The 19,529-nt window shown below is 45.0% G+C and carries 16 protein-coding genes, 1 tRNA gene and 2 rRNA genes (1 of these 19 running past the window's edge); 11 read left to right on the plus strand and 8 right to left on the minus strand.

Annotation, left to right across the window (positions count from 1 at the left end; genetic code table 11):
- Positions 1–37 precede the first annotated feature (37 nt).
- Complete coding sequence (locus K5620_RS16275; protein ID WP_016403900.1) at positions 38–1,075, plus strand: gluconeogenesis factor YvcK family protein; 1,038 nt, start codon at positions 38–40, stop codon at positions 1,073–1,075.
- Here K5620_RS16275 and K5620_RS16280 read toward each other — a convergent pair.
- Positions 1,056–1,565 (minus strand): hypothetical protein, encoded by a 510-nt coding sequence (locus K5620_RS16280; RefSeq protein ID WP_016403899.1) that lies wholly within the window; start codon positions 1,563–1,565, stop codon positions 1,056–1,058. The genes K5620_RS16275 and K5620_RS16280 overlap by 20 nt on opposite strands.
- A gap of 321 nt (positions 1,566–1,886) precedes the next feature.
- On the opposite strand from K5620_RS16280, the gene K5620_RS16285 reads away from it, so the two are divergent.
- A complete protein-coding gene (locus K5620_RS16285; RefSeq protein ID WP_016403898.1) occupies positions 1,887–2,603 on the plus strand; it encodes a DUF3581 family protein in 717 nt (238 codons plus the stop codon).
- Between the two features lie 25 nt (positions 2,604–2,628).
- On the opposite strand, the gene K5620_RS16290 is transcribed toward K5620_RS16285, so the two are convergent.
- Positions 2,629–3,102, minus strand: a complete 474-nt coding sequence (locus K5620_RS16290) for an Lrp/AsnC family transcriptional regulator (RefSeq protein WP_016403897.1) — start codon at positions 3,100–3,102, stop codon at positions 2,629–2,631.
- 430 nt (positions 3,103–3,532) lie between these two features.
- Here K5620_RS16290 and K5620_RS16295 point away from each other — a divergent pair.
- The 5 genes from K5620_RS16295 to K5620_RS16315 all read left to right on the plus strand — a co-directional run bounded on the left by K5620_RS16295 (position 3,533) and on the right by K5620_RS16315 (position 7,618).
- Positions 3,533–3,608 (plus strand) — tRNA-Phe (locus K5620_RS16295).
- 147 nt (positions 3,609–3,755) lie between these two features.
- The gene (locus K5620_RS16300) at positions 3,756–4,910 is read left to right on the plus strand and encodes a BamA/TamA family outer membrane protein (protein ID WP_016403896.1); all 1,155 of its coding nucleotides are present in this window, start codon (positions 3,756–3,758) and stop codon (positions 4,908–4,910) included.
- A 75-nt stretch (positions 4,911–4,985) separates the two neighbouring features.
- Positions 4,986–5,462: a DUF4442 domain-containing protein gene (locus tag K5620_RS16305; RefSeq protein ID WP_040307680.1), complete on the plus strand. Its 477-nt coding sequence runs from the start codon at positions 4,986–4,988 to the stop codon at positions 5,460–5,462.
- 196 nt (positions 5,463–5,658) lie between these two features.
- Positions 5,659–6,372, plus strand: a complete 714-nt coding sequence (locus tag K5620_RS16310) for an Npun_F0296 family exosortase-dependent surface protein (RefSeq protein ID WP_016403893.1) — start codon at positions 5,659–5,661, stop codon at positions 6,370–6,372.
- Between the two features lie 223 nt (positions 6,373–6,595).
- The gene (locus K5620_RS16315; protein ID WP_016403892.1) at positions 6,596–7,618 is read left to right on the plus strand and encodes an SMP-30/gluconolactonase/LRE family protein; all 1,023 of its coding nucleotides are present in this window, start codon (positions 6,596–6,598) and stop codon (positions 7,616–7,618) included.
- A 54-nt stretch (positions 7,619–7,672) separates the two neighbouring features.
- Here the strand turns inward: K5620_RS16315 and K5620_RS16320 are convergent, their stop codons facing one another.
- The gene (locus K5620_RS16320; protein ID WP_016403891.1) at positions 7,673–8,131 is read right to left on the minus strand and encodes a hypothetical protein; all 459 of its coding nucleotides are present in this window, start codon (positions 8,129–8,131) and stop codon (positions 7,673–7,675) included.
- Between the two features lie 336 nt (positions 8,132–8,467).
- Between K5620_RS16320 and K5620_RS16325 the strand changes: the two genes are divergently transcribed.
- On the plus strand, positions 8,468–10,621 hold the full coding sequence (locus K5620_RS16325) for a TonB-dependent hemoglobin/transferrin/lactoferrin family receptor (protein WP_016403890.1): 2,154 nt from the start codon (positions 8,468–8,470) through the stop codon (positions 10,619–10,621).
- 68 nt (positions 10,622–10,689) lie between these two features.
- Here K5620_RS16325 and K5620_RS16330 read toward each other — a convergent pair whose 3' ends face one another.
- The 3 genes from K5620_RS16330 to K5620_RS16340 all read right to left on the minus strand — a co-directional run bounded on the left by K5620_RS16330 (position 10,690) and on the right by K5620_RS16340 (position 13,121).
- Positions 10,690–11,532: an HDOD domain-containing protein gene (locus K5620_RS16330; RefSeq protein ID WP_016403889.1), complete on the minus strand. Its 843-nt coding sequence runs from the start codon at positions 11,530–11,532 to the stop codon at positions 10,690–10,692.
- An 84-nt stretch (positions 11,533–11,616) separates the two neighbouring features.
- Complete coding sequence (locus K5620_RS16335; protein ID WP_016403888.1) at positions 11,617–12,183, minus strand: DUF1415 domain-containing protein; 567 nt, start codon at positions 12,181–12,183, stop codon at positions 11,617–11,619.
- 59 nt (positions 12,184–12,242) lie between these two features.
- Positions 12,243–13,121: a LysR family transcriptional regulator gene (locus tag K5620_RS16340; RefSeq protein ID WP_016403887.1), complete on the minus strand. Its 879-nt coding sequence runs from the start codon at positions 13,119–13,121 to the stop codon at positions 12,243–12,245.
- 100 nt (positions 13,122–13,221) lie between these two features.
- Between K5620_RS16340 and K5620_RS16345 the strand changes: the two genes are divergently transcribed.
- From K5620_RS16345 to K5620_RS16355, 3 genes are all read left to right on the plus strand, one after another.
- Positions 13,222–14,199, plus strand: coding sequence for an aldo/keto reductase (locus K5620_RS16345; protein ID WP_016403886.1), 978 nt, complete (start codon positions 13,222–13,224; stop codon positions 14,197–14,199).
- A gap of 29 nt (positions 14,200–14,228) precedes the next feature.
- Positions 14,229–15,200, plus strand: a complete 972-nt coding sequence (locus K5620_RS16350) for an aldo/keto reductase (protein WP_016403885.1) — start codon at positions 14,229–14,231, stop codon at positions 15,198–15,200.
- Between the two features lie 114 nt (positions 15,201–15,314).
- On the plus strand, positions 15,315–17,045 hold the full coding sequence (locus tag K5620_RS16355) for a GGDEF domain-containing protein (protein ID WP_016403884.1): 1,731 nt from the start codon (positions 15,315–15,317) through the stop codon (positions 17,043–17,045).
- 104 nt (positions 17,046–17,149) lie between these two features.
- On the opposite strand, the gene rrf is transcribed toward K5620_RS16355, so the two are convergent.
- Both rrf and K5620_RS16365 read right to left on the minus strand, forming a co-directional pair.
- A 5S ribosomal RNA gene (gene rrf / locus K5620_RS16360) occupies positions 17,150–17,265 on the minus strand.
- A gap of 110 nt (positions 17,266–17,375) precedes the next feature.
- Positions 17,376–19,529: ribosomal RNA gene (locus K5620_RS16365) — 23S ribosomal RNA — on the minus strand; it runs 736 nt beyond the window's last position.

Below are 19,529 nucleotides of genomic sequence, written 5' to 3' on the forward strand. Positions count from 1 at the left end.
TAGTTAATTGGAATGCATAACCATCACGGAGTAGATAGTGAGATCGAATTCCCCACAACGCCCATTATCAATTGCCACCATTGGCGGCGGAAGCGGTCACTTTGTATTGTTATCGGCTCTTAGAGATGCAGATCACCTAGCGATTAGCGCCATTGTATCGATGACCGACAGTGGCGGAAGCACCGGCCGCCTGCGTGATGAACTAGGCATTTTGCCACCTGGGGATATTCTTAAATGTGTATTAGCCCTCTCTCCCTATCGAGAATTAGCCCGTAAGCTTTTGTTAAAACGATTTACCAAAGGCAAGCGTTTGTCTGGTCATAGTGCCGGTAACATGCTGCTTACCATGCTCTCGCAATACAGCGGTTCTTTTTCGGAGGGTATTCAAGGCTTAGCGCAAATGCTTGATGTTGAAGGTGAGATTTTGCCGGTCACTATTGATAAGTCCACCTTAGTGGCGGAACTTACCAGCGGTGAACGTATTTTTGGTGAGAGTGCCATCGATTTGCCTCGCGGCGATCAACGAGAAAAAATAGCCAATGTATTTTTAGTTCCTCATCACGCTGAACAAGTGCGAGTTTATCCACCAGTGATTGAGCGCATCAACACCGTTGAGGCGATTGTATTAGGCCCTGGCGATCTATTTACCAGCATTATTCCTAATTTATTAGTACCGGGCGTTAAGGAAGCGATAAAAAGCAGCAAAGCTAAGCTTGTGTATGTAAGCAATATTATGACTAAGTTTGGTGAGACCGACGGTTATAATCTAGAGCACTTTATTTCGGATTTAGAGCACTACTTAGGTCGCCCTCTAGATGCTGTTGTGGTGAATAACCATATACCCAGTGACGAAATGATAGCTAACTACAACTTGGAGCGCGCGCAAGTAGTAGCGGTTGATGATCTAGAAGCTATTGGTAACAAGTATCAGCTTATTTATGCCGACTTAATTGATGAAGACAGCGACATAGTGCGCCACGATTCAGAGAAACTTGCCAACGCCTTGCTGCCCTACCTTAGTAGTTTAGACAGCCAAACCTTATCGCTGGTAAAGGCTAGCGGAACTGAGGGTTAATATTGGCTCCGCCCGCTAAGGCTGAGTCAGGCATTCTGCGCATCAAATCATCCAGCTGAGTAAATACCGGACGTAATGACGGGTCGTATTTATCCTGCCAACGCCACTGCCATTCATTGTCACCTTGTGTCCAACGTATCAGCTTTTCTGAACGGTGCTCTCCCGAGTATGGCGAAGCCAGTTGCTTGGGTACTTGCTGCAGTAGCGCATAAATATCTGAGCAAACCAACATCGACAGCTGTTGCACCGCTTCACTAGCATTGTCCTGCTTATGATAGGTTTGACGAATAGAATAATGCAGATTTTCACAATCTACATTCACGGTAGTCATTCCATCAGGGCGATGGAACATGAAGCTTAGCTGGTAAGAAGGAGCAGCTTTGTCAAACAACGCTACCCAAGTGGTTGCGCCGCTTACTAGAACAATAACTGCGCCTAGTACAATACTTCCCCAATAGCGTGACTTTTTCGCCATAGCTTGCTCGCTCATTCCATGTGCCTATGGTTTATCAACAAAACGCAAAAACGCTTTATTTAGCCACCAATCTTTCTTTTCTCACTTTAAAGGTAGGGCAGATTTAATCGCTTGCAAAGCTCTTTTTTGATAATTAAATCAATTTAAAGAAGAGTGCCCTTGTGGATAAAATTGATTAGTTCAGTGAAAAGAGTTGCTTAGTAAAAAGCACCAGTTTGGGGCTAGAATATTTGCATTCGAAAAAACATAAAAAAAACTTTTTATACTGATATGACCACCCTTCTATTAATATTTGCTAAAATCGCCGCTCGCCGCATCATGCAAAGAAAGTGAGTTATGAATTTAAACCAATATTTTAGTCGCGAAGATCAACAGTTTGTATTTAGCAGACAACAAGCTTGTGATTTTGCCAAAGGCGTCGCCAACGACTTTAATGCCATTCACGATGCAGACTCTTCGCGTTTCTGTGTTCCTGGTGATTTGTTATTCTCAGTTATGCTAAACGAGCTTGGTTTAAGCCAAGACATGCAATTTACCTTTGCCGGCATGGTCACCGATGGCGTACCACTAAGTATTGAACAACAAGAACAACACTGCTTACTCGTAGATAACAACGGCAAAGAATATCTGCAATTAGAACGCAGCGGTGAAAACCTAAAAGATGCTGAGATTATTGGCGATATTATTGCTGACTATGTGCGTTTCTCTGGGCGTAACTTTCCGCACATATTAGTCCCCCTACTCGAAGAACAAGGCTTAATGCTAAATCGTAAGCGCCCACTAGTGATTTACGAAAACATGAGCCTGCATTTCGAGCAATTACCAACTCGCTCTCCACATTTAGAGTTTGTTGGCGGTGAGTTTATTCCCAATGGAAAACGCGGCGTAGCCTTGCTTAAATTTACTATCAGCGAAGATGGCCAAGTTATCGGCAAAGGTCAAAAACGCATGGTACTAGGCAGCTTGCTCCCGTACGAAAAAGCCGAAAGTGACATGCTAATTGATAACTACGAAGGATGCCGCCAGGCCTTCTTAAAACGCCAACAAGCGTAAACAACTAAAGCGCCAATCGGCGCTTTTATTTTATCTGCGATAAAGGCAAGGCTGTGTGGCTAAACACCTGCTGCAGCACAAAGCTAGAGCGCACGCCAGTAACCCCTTCTATCCGAGTTAGTTTGCCCAACAAAAACGCCTGATAATGCTCCATATCTCTTACTACAACTTTAAGCTGGTAATCTGCATCGGTGCCAGTAACTAATGCGCACTCCATCACTTCTTCATAGGCACTAATAATTTTTTGAAAATTTTCGAAGCGCTCTGGGGTATGCCTATCCATAGAGATATGAATATAAGCGGTAAGGTTTAGGTTGAGCTTTTTTTCGTTAAGTAAGGTAACGTGTTTAGCAATGAGCCCGGCATCTTCCAAGGCTTTTACCCGCCGTGAACATGGTGACGGAGATAAACCAACTTGCTCAGCTAACTCTAAATTGCTAATTCGCCCATTGTTCTGCATCAAATCTAAAATCTTTCTATCGGTGCGATCAAGGCGCATTACTTACCTCCAAGTTTAAGCATCATTTCAACCTTGGTTTATTTCACCCCAAATAAATCCAAACTACAACAATCATTGCCAATAAACTCTAAAAATAAGCAATATAGACAAACACTCACCCTTTTATATTAAATATACTTATTACAGTGAAAAATACTCGGGAACGGCAACAAATATACCCATTTGCTAGCCAATAGTTTGCTCACCACGTTAACTAGCCCCACTCTAATCGGCATTTACCCTTTGCCAGTACAGAGAACAGTGAAACCCATCACTTAAGTATCCAAACTATCTAAAGGTGGCTTAGGCCACCTTTTTGTTTATTCTTTTGCCAGTTATTGTGCGCCATTTAATCGAAGCTCAATTATTTCATTTTTTTTACTGATTTCGGTTGACTTAAACCGGCAAAATTCGTTTAATAGCGCCCGTCGCCCGGATAGCTCAGTCGGTAGAGCAGAGGATTGAAAATCCTCGTGTCGGTGGTTCGATTCCGCCTCCGGGCACCACCTTTAAAAAGCCTGCATTTATGCAGGCTTTTTTCGTTTTAGCTTCCCATACTAAATACCGCAAAAGGCTATCGCTTTAGTTGGCGAATAGCTAAACTCTAACTAAGTGTTTGATATCACATTGCCCACTATTTCAAGGAATGAAATATGCGCCTTTCTTCTTTAGCCCTAGTTTTACCGCTAGTTCTTTCTTCTGGACATAGCCAAGCTGATTTTTTTGAACAGTTTGTTGACCCTACCGACGGCCGTATGGATGCTAGCCAATGGCTTATGGATAACGCAGTAGGTTTTCTGCCGGTACCAATTATTATTACCGACCCCGCGGTGGGTTACGGCGGCGGTTTAGTATTAGCTTTTTTTCACGAAAACGAAGAACTGCAAAATGAACAGCCGGATGATCCCAATGCCCCGCTAAAACTTACACCTAGTGTGTCGGGTTTATTAGGGCTAGCGACAGAAAACGGCACGCGAGGTGCGGGGGCGTTTCATATGGGCATATGGAAGCAAGACAGTATTCGCTACATCGGTGCAATTGCGGGTGTAGATGCCAATATTGATAGCTTTCGCTTGCCCAGCGAAGGGGCAGTTGGCGACATTCCCATTAGAGTTAATCTAAAAGGTACTTACTTACTGCAACAAATCCGCTTTCGCTTAGGCGATAGCCCGTGGTTTGCTGGAGCCAAATACACCTTTTTAAATAGTGACAGTGAGTTTTCTATTGGCAACCTGCCTGATTACTTAAAGCCTCAGTTGAGCATGAAGGATGGCGGAGTAAGCCTGCTGCTTAACTACGATACTCGAGATAACTCGTTTAGTCCTAACCAAGGTCTGTATGGCAACATTAGTTATGCTAAACACGCTGATTACTTTGGCGGCGACAATGATTATTCAATCGCCTCTGGTGAGTTTTCTGGCTTTAGTTATCTAGGCAATAGCTTCCAAGGCTCTATGCGTTTATCGGCCTCCAGTGCCCATGGCGATACGCCTTATTATGCCCTGCCCTTTATTGATATGCGCGGCATACCAGCCATGCGTTACCAAGGCGAGCGCATGGCAACCTTGCAAGGTGAGCTGCGCTACGACTTTGATGCTCGCTGGTCTGCGGTTGTATTTGGCGGTGTTGGGCAAGCATTTAGCTCAGAGCAAAACCTAGGTGACACACCTAACCGCTATGCTAAAGGCCTAGGTTTTCGTTACCTAATGGCTAGGCGCTTTAATTTACGTACCGGGATAGATGTTGCCAGAGGCCCAGAAGATACCACCCTGCACTTTATTGTGGGCGCTGGTTGGTCAGATTTTTAATCCGCCAAACAACAAATGTTGACTTTTTGTTAACAACAAGCTCTACTGGTAAGACCTCTTAAACAAGGAAAAGTTATGCTTCCCAGTGTTCGTAAAGCCAACTTGATGTTGAGTTTGTTTGGTATGTTCAAAGTACCCTTAATTTGGTACTGCCGTCCTAAGATCCTTGAGATGGATGAACAGAAGGTTATTGTTAAAATTCCCCTTAAACGCCGAACCAAAAACCACCTTAACAGTATGTACTTTGGAACCTTAGCGGTTGGCGCAGACGTAGCCGGAGGCTTCTTAGCGATAGCTAAAGCCGAACAATATGGCAAAAAAGTATCGCTAGCGTTTAAGGCGGTTGAAGGGCAGTTTTTAAAGCGCCCGGAAGCAGACGTTATCTTTAGTTGTACCGACGGCAAACTCATTGACCAAATGCTCGAGCAAACCATGCAAAGCGGCGAGCGAGTAAACCAAGCCGTAACGATAAATGCTACCTGCCCCTCTATTAGCGGCGACGAAGTAGTGGCCAAGTTTTCTCTAACCCTCTCTTTAAAAGCCATCCAATAAACCAATAGTCGGCTGTATTCAGCCGGCTTTTGCAATTTGCAAACAGCTAAGTGCAGCTCGCTCCATAAAGCTAGAAGCAAGCAATTTTTGGCTCTAAACCTTTGTAATAAAAGGCACTATAAACATTGGCACGAAACTGGATATAACACCTTAACTACGCACTAAACAGTGCTTAAATTTAGTTGTCGAGGTTTATATGAAATCTATATCGCATGCTTTATTCATCACTGCTTGTATTAGCTTCTCAAGCCATGCTGGCATTATTTACACTATTGAGGCTCCAGGCATCCAAACTTCACAAATTAGTGGGCCTAGCTATACAGAAAACTTCGACAACTTAACGTCATCCCAACTCAGTAATGGCTACCAAAATGCCTTTGGAGAGTACTCGGTAGATAAAGGCCAAGCCAAAGTGGCTGATTTTGGCGTTTATGGTGGAGCACATGGCGAGGGTAAATACTTATTTATTCCAAATAAAAGTGCCGTTCAGCTCATTTTTGACCAGCCTGTAGGCTACTTTGGTTTTTGGTGGAGTGCCGGAGACAATGGAAACCAACTTAGTATTACCACCCAGTCTGAGCAGTTGTCCTTTAAAACCAACCAAATTCTTGATGCTGCTGTGCTAGAACCTGGCCATTACGGTAGCCCTACTAGCGTTAAAGGCAACAAACGTGAACCCTATGGTTACGTTAATCTATTCGCCGAAAGCAATGCTGACAAAATTACCGCTATCCGCTTTTTTGGTCGCAACTTCGAGACAGATAACCACACGGTAAGTATTCAACGCGAAGCACTAACCGGCCGCTCATTAGCACCTGTAACAGTGCCGGAGCCGAAGACTTGGTGGTTAATTAGCTTAGGGCTTGTATTGCTTTTATTGAGCCAGCGACGCTCAAAGCGAACCGCTTAAGCTTAGAAGATCATTGAACGCCTATTCCCCTCCCCAACTGGATAACCAATTATTAAGGTAATCTTGCGAGATTTAGTAAAAAAGCGCGGCAAAAACGAGACTTAAGCAGAAACACTTAGGTTAATAACTTGTATTCTTTGAATCACAGCAACAAAATGGAAAACCAATTTAACAAATTAGTTAACCAGAAGTATTTATTGCTCATCATATAAAGGAATACTAAATGAGAACTGCCTTTGTTTTAGCCGCTAGCTTGCTTGCTAGCGCTTGTTCAACTACCTCTGATCAACTCTCCATCGCCGATGCAGCGGAAACAACCGGCTCAATCGAGTTGATTAACCCACAAGCAAAACAATTTATTGCGGCAGACGCCAAGATTAGTATTCGTGGAAAGGGCTATCGCTGGACAGAAGGACCAGTATGGATTGAGCAACATGGCTTCTTGCTATTTTCCGACATCCCCAACAACACCATCGTAAAGTATCAACCTAATAAAGGTACCGAGCTTTATCTAGAAAACTCTGGTGCTACAGGCCTAGAAGAAGGAGACTACGGACAAGGCTCTAATGGTTTGTTATTAAACCCACAGGGACAGCTGGTGCTACTTCAACAAGGTGACCGCCGTGTAGCACTCATGGATGCCCCATTAAACGAACCTCAAAGTAAATTTGTTACGCTGGCTGGCGAGTACCAAGGCAAGCGCTTAAACAGTCCAAATGATGCGGTTTACCACAACGATGGCAGCTTATACTTTACCGATCCTCCTTATGGACTAAATTCAGGCATGAATGACTCGCGTAAAGAATTAGACTTTCAAGGGATCTATCGTCTAAGCCAAGATGGCGAGCTTGAGTTACTAGACAACAGCGTCAACTTCCCAAATGGCATTGCCTTAACGCTTGACCAAAAAACCTTAATTGTGGCGGTGTCTGATGACAAACATCCACGCTGGTTAGCTTATGATGTAAACCCAGACGGCAGCATTAGCAACAAGCGGATATTTCACAACGCTAAAGCGTTACTTGGTGTAGCTGGAGAACAAGGTTTACCAGATGGAATGGCGGTTCATTCTAGCGGTAATATCTTTGCCACAGGGCCAGGTGGAGTGTGGTTGTTCTCCCCACAAGGGGAAGTACTTGCCAAAATACGTACCGGACGTTTAACCGCTAATTGTACTCTGTCGGCCGATGAAAAATACCTGTTTATAACAGCTCACGACACCCTAATGTCGGTGCCACTGTTGTGATGAAACCCGCTTGCTTAATGAGGTCTTAAGGCCCCTTTAAGCAAGCGCTTAACTTTATTGCTTTTGCCACTTTTCACCTTTTAAGGCCATGAAGTCACGCCCCATTTTTAGCACCAATATCTTGCTGTCAGTCTCATTATCAATATAAGCACCGGCTGGTACCGTAGCTAGCTCGTCTTTAGCAAGCATTAACCCGCCTGGCATTTTTTTACCGCCAACAACATTTCCCCCCTCGAGCACTGCCATTTCAATTACCGACGGAGCTTGAAAGTACCAATACTCATCATCTTCAGCACTAAGTGGATACTCTCCTTTTAAAAAACGTACACCTCGCTTTCCTTGTTGGGCGCTGTCTAACCATACTAAGGCATCATTAAACTGAACCTTGCTAGCGGGCTCACTAACCTGGGTAACTGGGCGCTCCTCGAAACCAGACCCCACCCCCACAGATTTACATGCACTAACTAACAACACGCATAAGGTTAAACATACAACACGCTTTATTTGTAACACTTCAATTCCATCCTTAGGTTTAAGTCGCTATACAGCGTTATTTTCACCAATCATCAAAGCTTGGCGTAGTGTGCTTAAAGCTTAGTATATTCTGCCAAATCAAACAGCTATATAAACACCTTTAAACTGCTTGGCTAGCTACACAAATTCTTCTAGATAAAATCAATTAGTGGTTAGAGCTTTAATGCCAACTCAAGATATTTCCCATATTCAACCCTTCTAATTTTAACTACTTACAAAACCATAATTAAATGCAAATGATTTTAATTCTCATTCGTATTATGTATAGTACCGCCTAATTAAAACTTAACAGGATAAGGAACAAGCCTGAAAACCATGAAAGCATTCAATCGCACTCTAATTGCTAATGCAGTAATTTTTAGCCTTAGCTCTCTCGCTTATGCCGAAACAAATAGCACCATGTTTGACGAAGTGGTGGTATCAGCAACCCGTACAGAGCAATCGGTCAAAGACATCTCTTCTAGCATTAGCTCGGTAAGCTCTGAGCAGCTAGAGCAGCAAATGGCTAATGATTTAAATGATGCTGTTCGTTACGAACCCGGCGTAACCACTACTGGACAAGGCCGTTTTGGCACTAGTGGCTTTAATATTCGTGGCCTAGATGGCAACCGAATTAAGCTAATGGTAGATGGCATCGAGCAACCCACTGCCTATAACCCTGGTGGCGATGTAATGAACAAGGGGCCAAACGCTTATGAAATTGACACGCTAAGTGCCGTTGAAATTAACAAGGGCCCAGCCTCTAGCCTTTACGGTAGTGACGCCTTAGGCGGCGCAATATTACTAAGAACCAAAAACCCTGAAGACGTACTAGCTGAAGGCGACAGCAACCATGTCGCGCTTAAAGCTGGCTACGGTAGTTCAAATGAAGCATATAAAGCCACCGTCGAGGTCGCTAAGCGCTATCAAAAATGGGAAGGTTTAGCCATTTACACCTACCGTGATGGCAGCGAAACCAAAACCCACTCTTCAGGTGAAGATATAAATGGCCGAGACCGCGGGCAAGCCGATCCTCTCGACTTTGACTCTCACAACCTGCTCCTAAAAACTAACTACGCCTTAAATGATGCACATACTTTTGGCTTAGTGGCTGAACTATTCCAGCGCGAATCTAAGTCAACCATCCTTAGCAACGAAGGCTATAGCATATTCCCTGGCTTTACCTACACAAATGTAACTGGCGAGGACAAAGACACTCGCAGCCGTGTAGGCGTAAACCACACATGGCTATCCAACAATACCGCATTTGATGATTTGTTCTGGCAACTAAGCCATCAGCAAAGTAAATCAGAGCACAATAACTACGATACTACCGATTTATACGGTAGTCGTAATCGTGAACGTAACGGTGAAGATAGCTCGTTACAGTTTGATGCTCAGTTCAACAAACTACTGGAGTTTGACCACGGCAGCCACGAAATTAGCTACGGTTTAACGGCTATCAATAGTGATTTTGAGCTGGATTACCGCACTCATTATTACGACACAGGAACGGTAGATCCAGGCGCACCAGAAGTGCCTAAAGCAGAAGCCGAAAAGCGCGGGATCTTTATTCAAGATCACATGTATTTAATGGATGAACGCTTAGTGGTTACCGCTGGTTTACGTTACGACGACTACAAAGCAACACCAGATGCCAGCAGCGGCTTTGAAGAGCATAACAGCGATGCTTTAACCAAACGCTTAGGCGCGGTATATCATTGGAATCAACAAGTTAGTACATTTGTTCAATATAGCGAAGGTTTTAGAGCCCCTACCCTTGAAGAACTTTACTACGCCTTTGATAATAGCGGCCACGGTTATGCCACCTTGTCTAACCCTAACCTTAAACCAGAAGAGAGCCAAAGCTACGAGTTAGGTTTACGTACCAATACTGCTGCATCTAGCATGGAGTTAGTGGGTTTCTTCAATGACTACATCAACTTCATTCAATCAGTAACTGATTACAGTGATCCAAGCTATCCAGCGGGTATCACCATCAATGAAAACATTGGTGAAGCTGAAATCTATGGTGTGGAGTTTAAAGGTAACTACTGGTTAGATGAAGCCTTTGGGGCACCTAAAGGTAGCTACAGCCGCTTAAGCGTTGCGTACGCACAAGGCAAAAATAAAGAAGATGGCAGCGCGCTAGATTCTGTTGCACCGCTTACTGCAGTTTGGGGCTTAGGCTACGACCACCAAGATAAACTTTGGGGTAGCCAACTTAACCTAACCATGGTGTCAGCCAAGAAAGAAGGCGACTGGTCTACCGAAAACAACGCCCACGCACCTGGCCACGCTTTGCTAGATCTAACTGCCTACTACCAACCGGTGAACGACCTAGTATTACGAGCTGGCTTGTTTAATGCGCTTGACCAAAAATACTGGAGCTACACCGACCTAGACGGCAAACCATCTGACCATCAAGGCTTAGATCGTTACACCCAGCCAGGCCGTAACTGGGGCGTCGACTTAGCGTATACGTTCTAAACCTTTCCAAAAGTAAAAAGGCTAGCTTACTCAGCTAGCCTTTTTTATATTCATTGAAACACAATTCTTTATGCCTGCGCCTCTAGCACCGCACTTAATGTGTCTTCTAACTGCTGATCTTCCAAGTTCAAGAAAGCTAACAAGCCGTCGTAGCTCTCCTGCCAAGCTTCTTCTTCACTGCTTACTCCCAGTTTACGGTAAGCAACAATACGCGCTATTTTTAGTATTGCTAACATTAGCAGCGATGATTTACCCAGCTCTTGCGAACTAAATAAGCCATCTGCATCGTGTTGATAATAAATGGCTTCTATCATCACCTTAGGCAGGCTCCATTGCTGCGCAATAAGTGCAGCCACAGTGGCATGAGTTGTCCCATATTCACTGCGTTCACGTTCCGCGAGATGAGTCCATCCCATGTCATTGGCCTCGGCGAGTAAGCTTTCATATTCAGGGAAAGACTGTAGCAAAGCTGGTACGCCAGCCTGATGAAACAAACCCAGCATATAAGCATTATCTTTGGCCGATTCAAAGCCTAGCTCTTCAGCGGTAGCCGCTGCGCAACTAGCCAGTAAGTTAGCCTCTAACCAAAATTTATCCAATACTTTAGAGGCTGGCATTGCCCCTTTTAAGGCAACCGCTTTAACAATAGGAAATACCCGATTAATGCCTAAAGTCATCACCGCTTGGTGAATCGATTTAATCTCGTTTAAGCGACGAAACGCAGCGGAGTTAACAATTTGCAACACCGCACCAGAGATCCCTACATCGCTAGCTATTGCCTCTGCAATAACTGCTACATCGGGCTCGGCTTTTTTTGTTTCTTGAGTAATCGTTAACAAAACTTGAGGCCGAGGGGGAATAGACAAATCCGCCAAAATCGCTTTTTCGGCCGCAGTTATCGTTAAAGACATATCACCTCCTGTAAAATTTGCTGGCAAAGCATAAGCAAATAACTTATTAATTTCAAAGCGATAAGATAAAATATATACTCTAATCTACAATTTACAGCTCGCCAAAATCTGTTTTAGTGATGAAATCCCCAGTTCTTCGGTAAGCGCAATGTTGTGCTCAGGGATCCCTTCAGGATCAGGATGAAGTCGAGTTAAGCGACTCACCGTTGCTTCACGAATTAAGTGAAATACCGGATAAGGCGAACGATTAGTATAGTTACTTGGCGCTGTATCTGCTTCTCCAGCAAAACAGTAGTCGGGATGAAAGCTAGCTAGCTGGTAAACGCCATCATAGCCTTGCTTGCTTATGATCTTCTCCGCCCAATACAAACAATCTAAATAGTCATCAAAACAGCTTAAGCAGGGGGTGATAAACAAGGTTGTTTCAACGTCGGGCTGATTATCTAAGAGCTGGCATTCTACAACTAATTGCTGCAATAACTCTTCAATATCGTCGCTCATCGCTACTTGGTAGCGAATACTACCACGCTCTAATTCGCGCTTTGCAAAAGGACAAATATTGTATTCAACCACAAAATCTTTCACCCAGCGCATCGTGTGCTGCTGATATTCAGCTTCGCTTATATCACCACTGGGGGAGGAATTACTCATGTTTAATCCTTGAATGCTTTAAAGCCCATAGCGTTAATGATGCCAATCGCTAACAAAAGCTAAATGGCTTGCCTTTTGGCATAGTCTACCAGCCAATCAGCTAGCTTAGTTACTCGTTTCGAGCGATAACGTGCCGGAGGAAACACCATCCATAACGGTTGGCTTACTACCTGCCAATCTTCTAACACTGTTTTTAACTGCCCTGCTTCTAGCGCGTCACGCAAGTACATATCGTGAGTACGAATAAAACCAAAACCCTCAATGGCGGCTTGTTTTAGTACGTGTCCATTAGGGCAGGCAAACGAACCATTTACCGATACCAATAACTTTTGCCCATTCTTTTGAAAAGGCCACTGCGACACCGTGCCACAAATACACTGATGATGACGCAACTCTTCGGGGTGCTTGGGCAAGCCATTAGCCGCTAAGTACTCAGGGCTAGCGACCACATGCGTATTTAGCTGGCTTAACACCCTTACCTGCAAACTCGAATCGGGCAAAGCTCCCATTCGAAATACAATATCAAAAGGAGAGCTCAATAGGTCTTCCCGTTGTGACGACAAATCTAGCTCGATATCAATGTTTGGATGTTCTTGGCGAAACGTAAGCAAAGCCGGCGCCAGCCATTGCTCTGCAAAAATGCCGCCTAAGGAGTTTATTTTTATCTTGCCTTGTAAATGATGTTGCAGCTGTTGGGCTGCTAGAGCTCCATCTTCCAGCAACTCTAGGCCTTGACGACAGCTTTGATAATAACTCTCCCCTGCATCAGTCAAACGTAGCTTGCGGGTCGAACGATATAACAGCTGCACTCCTAAACGATGTTCTAAATCACTCACCCTTTGGCTAATGCTAGCCTTAGAACTATGCAGCTTATCGGCAGCGGCAGTAAAACTGCCGGTTTCAACTACGGTGACAAAATCAACCAGCCCTGCGAACATATTAATCCAAATTTCTGAACAATTATTTTTAATACTAGCTAAATATCAAACAACATAAAACGTTTACACTGTTTTAAAACATAACCAAGCAGGATCAACAATGCAGAACAGAGTGTTAGGTAAAAGCGGCTTAGTATTAAGTGAAATAGGCTTAGGCTGCTGGCAATTAGGCGGTGACTTTGGCCCTGTAAGCGAAGCTCAGTCACTGACCATCCTCGAGCAGGCCTACCAAAGTGGCGTGCGTTTTTATGATACAGCCGATGTATATGGCGCGGGCCTTAGCGAACGATTACTGGGGCAGTTTTACCAGCAGCATTCAGATATAACCATTGCAACCAAGCTTGGCCGAGATGCAAATTTGTACCCGAATAACTACACTAAACAAACAGTTAAACAAAGCATCGAAGCCAGTTTACAGCGGCTAGGTTTAACCAGCATTCCCTTGATTCAACTGCATTGTGTTCCCACCCAGATACTTCGTGATGGTGAAATATTCACTTGGTTAGCCGACTTTAAACAACAAGGCTTGATTGAGCACTACGGCGCAAGTGTAGAGTCGATGGAAGAAGCCAAGTTGTGTTTAAAAGACCCGGCTCTAACCAGCTTACAAATTATCATTAACCTATTTAGACAAGACGCTGTAGCTGAAGTACTCGATTTAGCTCAAGCTCAACAAGTGGGAATAATTGCCCGTTTGCCCTATGCCAGTGGTTTATTAAGTGGCGCTGTTACCGCGCAACGACAATTTGACGAAACTGATCACCGCCACTACAACCGAGATGGCGCAGCCTTTCATGTAGGGGAAACTTTCGCTGGTTTGCCGCTAGATAAAGCCTTGAACTTGCTTGAACAGCTTAAAACGCTGCTTCCTGAAAACTTAGCTATTGCAGAGTGTGCAATTCGTTGGCTACTCGACCACCCGCAAATAACCAGCGTAATTACAGGGGCAAGCAAACCAGAGCAGATTCAGCAAAACTCTCATTACTCAGGCCAAACCTCTTTAAGCAAAGACCTTCATGCCAAGCTTGCCAATTTTTATCTGCAAGAGGTTAGCCCTTGGGTTCGTGGTAACCGCTAAAGAAGCGAATAGCTAAAAAGGATAATGCTATGCAATTAAGACAGTTAGGTGAATGGAAAGTAAGCCCTCTTGGTTTAGGTTGCTGGGCCATTGGCGGGCCTTTCTTCGACCAAGACAACAAGCCTTGCGGCTGGGGGAAAGTAGACGATGCGGTCTCGATTTCGGCCATTCACGCTGCACTTGATGCTGGCATTAACTTTTTTGACACTGCAGCAGTTTATGGCGCAGGTCACAGCGAACGGGTATTGGGAAAAGCCTTAGCTAATAAGCGCCAGCAAGCCATTATTGGCACTAAGTTTGGCCTAGAGTTTGAAGAAGATAGCAAAACCATCAGCGGTATCTTTGATCAACACGATGCCATTATTCGACACTGCGAAAATAGCTTAAAACGCTTAGGTACAGAATATATCGATTTATACCAGTTACACCTAAATGACTACCCAGCCGAGAATATAGGACAAATTGTAGAAACTCTAGAGCACTTAGTAAAAGCAGGGAAAATACGCGCTTACGCTTGGAGTACCGACTTTCTAGACCGTGCAAAGGCCTTTTCTTCAGCCGAACACTGCATTGCCTTTCAGTTTCAAAACAACGTGTTAGACCAAAACAATGATTTGGTAAACTTCTGTGCCAAGCACAACAAAACGGCGATAAATCGAGGACCACTCGCTATGGGGCTGCTCTCGGGCAAGTACCATCATTCAAGCATTTTAGATAAAGACGATATTCGTTGCATCAATCCAGAGTGGTTAAAATACTTCATAAACGGTAAAGCATCGCCTGAACTGCTCAACAAATTAGTCGGCATTCAATCAATTTTGACCAGTAAGGGAAGAACGGTTAATCAAGGAGCACTAGCTTGGATTTGGGGCTTAGGTGAGCACACACTACCTATTCCAGGATTTCGTAATACAGCTCAAGTGCTAAGTAATGCAGCAGCTATTGAACATGGGCCGCTCAGTAACACCCAAATGCAGGAAATTAAGCAACTACTCAACTAAAATAGAGCTAAGCATCTAAATTTAAAGAAAAAATCATTATTCACCCACTTGTCACGATTCTGTAAAGAATAGCTGCTACACCTGTTTAGTAACAGAGTAGATGAGGCGACAAGGATGCGAGCCAAGCGACAATTGGAGTTTGACGACCTAATTAGGCAACAAAGCATTAGTACCGCTTTTCAAACTATTTGGGATCATAATAACAACCAGGCTTTAGGCTATGAGGCCTTATCTAGAGGCCCACAAAATAGTTATTTCCATTCGCCACTAACACTATTTGAGTTTGCCTGCCAATCTAGCCAACAACATGAGCTTGAATTAATTTGCGCACAGCTAGCTCGACAACGCTTTGATAAGCAAAATGTAAACGGCCATCTATTCATTAACTTCTCACCCGATACCTTGCTGTATATTTATCAGCAGCAAGGTACTCAATGCTTTGAACAACTTATTCCTAGCAAAGGCAATCTAGTTATCGAGCTCACCGAGCACCTGCCAATCTGTGTTGATGAGGCGCTTTTAAAGTGCATCCAAGATCTCCGTAAATTAGCTATTTCGTTCGCTTTAGATGATTTTGGAGCAGGTTACGCGGGCATTAAAACATGGTTACAACTCAGCCCTGAGTATTTAAAGCTAGACTGTTTTTTTTGCGAGCAATTGCTAGAAGATGGCAAAGTTAGCACTGCCATCGCATCGCTGGTGAACCTTGCCGAACAAATTGGCAGCCAAATCATTGTTGAATGCATTGAAAATGCCGAACAATATCAGCAACTGGTAAACCTAGATATTCCTTACCTTCAAGGTTTTCATATTGCTCGGCCTACTAATCAACCAAAGCTGCGAAAAACTGCGCCAAGTACCCCTGTAGTAACAGAGCCCTATACAGCACTTTCTCTAGCCAGCTCTGCCAATATCGTGTCTCCTAACCTATCCTCCAAAAAGCTTTTAACAACTATTCTCGAAGATAAAAGCATTAATTCACTTCCGGTTGTAGATGGACAACAGCGAGTTCTAGGCTTAATAAAGCGCGAAGAGTTACTTGCCCAGTACTCGGGTCCTTACGGTCATTCTCTCAATCAGCGCAAAACCGTAGCCGAGTTGATGGATACCAACCCCTTAACCGTGGATGCCAACACCACATTAAGTGAAATCGGCCGTAAACTTAGCCAACATACAGCTAGTGGTTTAGACGCTGTATTTATTGTTACTCAAAATAGTAAGTACTACGGCGTGGGTTTAGCGGTAGATGTAATGCGAAAGCTCTCTGACTACAAACTTCAATTAGCCCGTTACGCTAACCCCTTAACAGCTTTACCGGGTAACGTGCCTCTACAACGCAGTTTAAATCACCTGATCGCACGTAAACAGCCATTTGACCTTGCTTACTTCGACCTAAATAACTTTAAGCCATTTAATGATATTTGTGGCTATGAGCGCGGTGACAAAATGATCAAATTGGTCGCTGAGCTATTAAGGATGCATTTAAGTAAATATGCACACTTTATCGGTCACCTAGGCGGAGATGACTTTATCGTGATTTTCACCACCCAAAACTGGCATCCTTCCGTATTACACCTACTCAGCACATTTGATAGCCGCCGAGAAGCCTTGTATCGGCAAAAAGACCTAGACGCCAAAGGCATTGTGGCCAAAGACCGTGACGGCCAACAACGGTTCTTTCATCTAAGTGGCTTAGCAGTAGGTGTTACCCGTTGGACTGCTGCCTCTCAGCTCAGTATCGATGAGTTAAGCGAGCGGGCGAGCCTTGCCAAGAAACACGCCAAGCGTAATCACTGGTCGACCTTGTATGTGCAAGAGGGTGATGTCTGTGATGCGCTAGGTTAGTGCTGTTGATGAATCTATAGAGGTTCGAGTGATTGGTATGCCTGGGCGACTATACCGCAGGCAATAAAAAAGCCCTCGTCATTAGACGAGGGCTTAGTATGAGAGCCTGGCGGTGACCTACTTTCACATGGGGAAGCCCCACACTATCATCGGCGCAGTTGCGTTTCACTTCTGAGTTCGGCATGGAGTCAGGTGGGTCCACAACGCTATTGCCACCAGGCAAAAACTGTTGTCTTTAACATTCGAAAAAGCTGAAATACCTCATGAGCACTAACAAGTATTCATGGTTTCTAAATAAAGTATCTATAAGCAACACCCTTTAGGTGTTGTATGGTTAAGCCTCACGGGTAATTAGTACAAGTTAGCTCAATGCCTCACAGCACTTACACACCTTGCCTATCAACGTTGTAGTCTCCAACGGCCCTTCAGAGGACTTAAAGTCCTAGTGAGAATTAATCTCGAGGCCTGCTTCCCGCTTAGATGCTTTCAGCGGTTATCAGTTCCGAACGTAGCTACTGGGCAATGCTATTGGCATAACAACCCAAACACCAGCGGTTCGTCCACTCCGGTCCTCTCGTACTAGGAGCAGCTCCCCTCAATTCTCAAACGCCCACGGCAGATAGGGACCGAACTGTCTCACGACGTTCTAAACCCAGCTCGCGTACCACTTTAAATGGCGAACAGCCATACCCTTGGGACCGACTTCAGCCCCAGGATGTGATGAGCCGACATCGAGGTGCCAAACACCGCCGTCGATATGAACTCTTGGGCGGTATCAGCCTGTTATCCCCGGAGTACCTTTTATCCGTTGAGCGATGGCCCTTCCATACAGAACCACCGGATCACTATGACCTACTTTCGTACCTGCTCGACGTGTCTGTCTCGCAGTTAAGCTGGCTTATGCCATTGCACTAACCGTATGATGTCCGACCATACTTAGCCAACCTTCGTGCTCCTCCGTTACTCTTTGGGAGGAGACCGCCCCAGTCAAACTACCCACCAGACACTGTCCGCAATCCCGATAAGGGACCAACGTTAGAACATCAACACTACAAGGGTGGTATTTCAAGGTCGGCTCCACGTCATCTAGCGACAACGCTTCAAAGCCTCCCACCTATCCTACACATGTAGGGTCAATGTTCAGTGTCAAGCTGTAGTAAAGGTTCACGGGGTCTTTCCGTCTAGCCGCGGGTACACCGCATCTTCACGGCAATTTCAATTTCACTGAGTCTCGGGTGGAGACAGCTTGGCCATCATTACGCCATTCGTGCAGGTCGGAACTTACCCGACAAGGAATTTCGCTACCTTAGGACCGTTATAGTTACGGCCGCCGTTTACCGGGGCTTCGATCAATAGCTTCGCGCGAACGCTAACCACATCAATTAACCTTCCGGCACCGGGCAGGCGTCACACCGTATACGTCATCTTTCGATTTAGCACAGTGCTGTGTTTTTAATAAACAGTTGCAGCCAACTGGTATCTGCGACTCTCAGCAGCTTAGGGAGCAAGTCCCATCACCATCAAGAGCGTACCTTCTCCCGAAGTTACGGTACCATTTTGCCTAGTTCCTTCACCCGAGTTCTCTCAAGCGCCTTGGTATTCTCTACCCAACCACCTGTGTCGGTTTGGGGTACGGTTTCGTATAATCTGAAGCTTAGAGACTTTTCCTGGAAGCAGGGCATCAACCACTTCGTGTCCGTAGACACTCGTCATCAACTCTCAGCGTAATGTAAACCCGGATTTGCCTAAGTTTACCGCCTACTGCCTTTCACGTGGACAACCATCGCCACGCTGGCCTAGCCTTCTCCGTCCTCCCATCGCAATTATACGAAGTACAGGAATATTAACCTGTTTCCCATCGACTACACTTTTCAGTCTCGCCTTAGGGGCCGACTCACCCTGCCCTGATTAACATTGGACAGGAAACCTTGGTCTTTCGGCGAGGGGGCTTTTCACCCCCTTTATCGTTACTCATGTCAACATTCGCACTTCTGATACCTCCAGCAAACCTTACGATTCACCTTCAACGGCTTACAGAACGCTCCTCTACCGAGCATGCAAGCATGCTCCCGTAGCTTCGGTGGTATGTTTAGCCCCGTTACATCTTCCGCGCAGGCCGACTCGACCAGTGAGCTATTACGCTTTCTTTAAATGATGGCTGCTTCTAAGCCAACATCCTGGCTGTCTAAGCCTTCCCACATCGTTTCCCACTTAACATACACTTTGGGACCTTAGCTGACGGTCTGGGTTGTTTCCCTTTCCACGACGGACGTTAGCACCCGCCGTGTGTCTCCCGAGTAGTACTTGATGGTATTCGGAGTTTGCAAAGGGTTGGTAAGTCGGGATGACCCCCTAGCCTTAACAGTGCTCTACCCCCATCAGTATTCGCTCGAGGCGCTACCTAAATAGCTTTCGAGGAGAACCAGCTATCTCCCGGTTTGATTGGCCTTTCACCCCCAGCCACAAGTCATCCGCTAATTTTTC

Origin of the sequence: Agarivorans albus, from assembly GCF_019670105.1 — a bacterium.
Classification (GTDB): domain Bacteria; phylum Pseudomonadota; class Gammaproteobacteria; order Enterobacterales; family Celerinatantimonadaceae; genus Agarivorans; species Agarivorans albus.

What these genes read in the sequence shown, in the direction of transcription:
- K5620_RS16280 (WP_016403899.1), bottom strand. Translation starts at nt 1,565, where the DNA reads ATGAGCGAGCAAGCTATGGCGAAAAAGTCACGCTATTGGGGAAGTATT.
- K5620_RS16285 (WP_016403898.1), top strand. Translation starts at nt 1,887, where the DNA reads ATGAATTTAAACCAATATTTTAGTCGCGAAGATCAACAGTTTGTATTT.
- K5620_RS16290 (WP_016403897.1), bottom strand. Translation starts at nt 3,102, where the DNA reads ATGCGCCTTGATCGCACCGATAGAAAGATTTTAGATTTGATGCAGAAC.
- K5620_RS16300 (WP_016403896.1), top strand. Translation starts at nt 3,756, where the DNA reads ATGCGCCTTTCTTCTTTAGCCCTAGTTTTACCGCTAGTTCTTTCTTCT.
- K5620_RS16305 (WP_040307680.1), top strand. Translation starts at nt 4,986, where the DNA reads ATGCTTCCCAGTGTTCGTAAAGCCAACTTGATGTTGAGTTTGTTTGGT.
- K5620_RS16310 (WP_016403893.1), top strand. Translation starts at nt 5,659, where the DNA reads ATGAAATCTATATCGCATGCTTTATTCATCACTGCTTGTATTAGCTTC.
- K5620_RS16315 (WP_016403892.1), top strand. Translation starts at nt 6,596, where the DNA reads ATGAGAACTGCCTTTGTTTTAGCCGCTAGCTTGCTTGCTAGCGCTTGT.
- K5620_RS16325 (WP_016403890.1), top strand. Translation starts at nt 8,468, where the DNA reads ATGAAAGCATTCAATCGCACTCTAATTGCTAATGCAGTAATTTTTAGC.
- K5620_RS16330 (WP_016403889.1), bottom strand. Translation starts at nt 11,532, where the DNA reads ATGTCTTTAACGATAACTGCGGCCGAAAAAGCGATTTTGGCGGATTTG.
- K5620_RS16335 (WP_016403888.1), bottom strand. Translation starts at nt 12,183, where the DNA reads ATGAGTAATTCCTCCCCCAGTGGTGATATAAGCGAAGCTGAATATCAG.
- K5620_RS16340 (WP_016403887.1), bottom strand. Translation starts at nt 13,121, where the DNA reads ATGTTCGCAGGGCTGGTTGATTTTGTCACCGTAGTTGAAACCGGCAGT.
- K5620_RS16345 (WP_016403886.1), top strand. Translation starts at nt 13,222, where the DNA reads ATGCAGAACAGAGTGTTAGGTAAAAGCGGCTTAGTATTAAGTGAAATA.
- K5620_RS16350 (WP_016403885.1), top strand. Translation starts at nt 14,229, where the DNA reads ATGCAATTAAGACAGTTAGGTGAATGGAAAGTAAGCCCTCTTGGTTTA.
- K5620_RS16355 (WP_016403884.1), top strand. Translation starts at nt 15,315, where the DNA reads ATGCGAGCCAAGCGACAATTGGAGTTTGACGACCTAATTAGGCAACAA.